This window comes from Cohnella rhizoplanae (genome assembly GCF_948329515.1).
Lineage (GTDB): Bacteria > Bacillota > Bacilli > Paenibacillales > Paenibacillaceae > Cohnella > Cohnella rhizoplanae.
In genome coordinates, this window is sequence record NZ_CAOJCN010000056.1 from 1 (window position 1) to 1574 (window position 1574).

Consider the following 1574-nt stretch of genomic DNA (forward strand, 5'->3'; position numbering starts at 1 on the left):
TCCTTTTTCCATCCAAGCCATAGACGAAAATTTCAAAGTGCTTTCAAAAACTTCATTTAAGGCTCCTGCCGCGTCCGACGGTTATTTTGCGGGCATCACTGTAAAGAGCAACGTTGTGAGGTTCTGGTACTTTAATGCTTATCAAGGCACAAATTCACTGCAAGTAACGAATTTCAGCCTTGGGAAAAATAGGTGGAGTGTTGACAAATGCGAGTAATGTATTGACTTCGTTAAATGAGTTAAGCTATAGTAAGAGCAATTACAAACGCATCGGCGTGTTACCGTTTACGGGCATGAGCCAAAGATCGAATTCCCTTCGGGGAATTTGGGTCTTTGGCTTTTTTGTTTCCTGCTTGCAAGCGGTTGCACGGCCGCCATGGGGGAATGATGAGAGAGGGGACGCCGATAACGGCACCGGCAAAGGCCGGCGATTACAAAGAGACGAGTTAGAAAAATGGAAGACAGATCGGTAAAGGGGATGAAAGATATGCTGGTTTTTTTGCAGAAAATCGGAAAGGCCCTTATGCTTCCCATCGCTTCATTGCCCGCCGCTTCGCTCTTGCTGAGATTCGGAAATATCGACTACGTGAAGGACCTTGGTCTGGGCAACCATGTCGGGGGATGGTTGAACCATTACTTGGCGCCCTTCCTCAATGCCGGGGGTTCGGCGATCTTCGGGAACCTGCCGCTGATCTTCGCGATCGGCGTAGCGATCGGACTTGCGGGAGACGCCGTCGCCGCGCTTGCGGCCGTCATTGCCTATCAAGTGCTTGTGAACGTACTGGAGGCCGTGCCCGTCGCCTTTGCGTTCGTAGGAGAGGACGCCAAAATTAACATGGGGGTGATCGGCGGCATTATCGCAGGGCTCGTCGCCTCTTCCCTATACGCCAAGTACCACAAAATCAAGCTGCCGGATTGGCTCGGATTTTTCAGCGGCAAACGGTTCGTGCCCATCGTGACTTCGTTCGCCATGGTTATCGTCGGTCTCGTCTTGGGCGTCGTCTGGGTGCCGATTCAGCAAGGCCTGGACGTCTTCGGCCGATGGGTCGTCGATCTGGGCGGCCTCGGCTCCATGATCTACTTGACTTCGAACCGACTCCTCATTCCATTCGGTCTGCACCATATCCTCAACTCGATCGCCTGGTTTCAAATCGGCTCGTATACGGACGCGGCAGGCAATGTCGTTCATGGCGATCTGACGCGTTTCTTTGCGGGAGATAAGACGGCGGGCATGTTCATCACCGGATTTTTCCCGATTATGATGTTCGCGCTTCCGGGCGCCGCGCTGGCGATCATTCACACGGCCAAGCCCGAGCGAAGGAAAGATATCGCTTCCGTCTTCGGAGGCGCCGCGCTCGTCTCCTTCCTTACGGGGATTACGGAGCCCATCGAATTTGCCTTTATGTTTGCCGCGCCGTTTTTGTTCGTGATTCATGCCCTCCTGACCGGGGTCAGCGGACTGATCATGGCAGCCTTGGGCGTGAAGCTCGGAGCGGGATTCTCGCAAGGGCTGATCGACTACGTCATCAACTTCCCGCTCGGCACGAAGCCGCTTCTCATTCTTCCCGTTGGAA

The 1574-nt window shown here is 53.7% G+C and carries 2 protein-coding genes; both read left to right on the forward strand.

What is annotated here, in order from left to right; translation table 11 throughout:
• Positions 1-217 (forward strand): hypothetical protein (locus PQG80_RS28760; RefSeq protein WP_271755293.1); only part of this gene is annotated, 217 nt, incomplete at its 5' end.
• A 270-nt stretch (positions 218-487) separates the two neighbouring features.
• A partial coding sequence (locus PQG80_RS28765) for a PTS transporter subunit EIIC (RefSeq protein ID WP_271755294.1) occupies positions 488-1574 on the forward strand: 1087 nt, incomplete at its 3' end.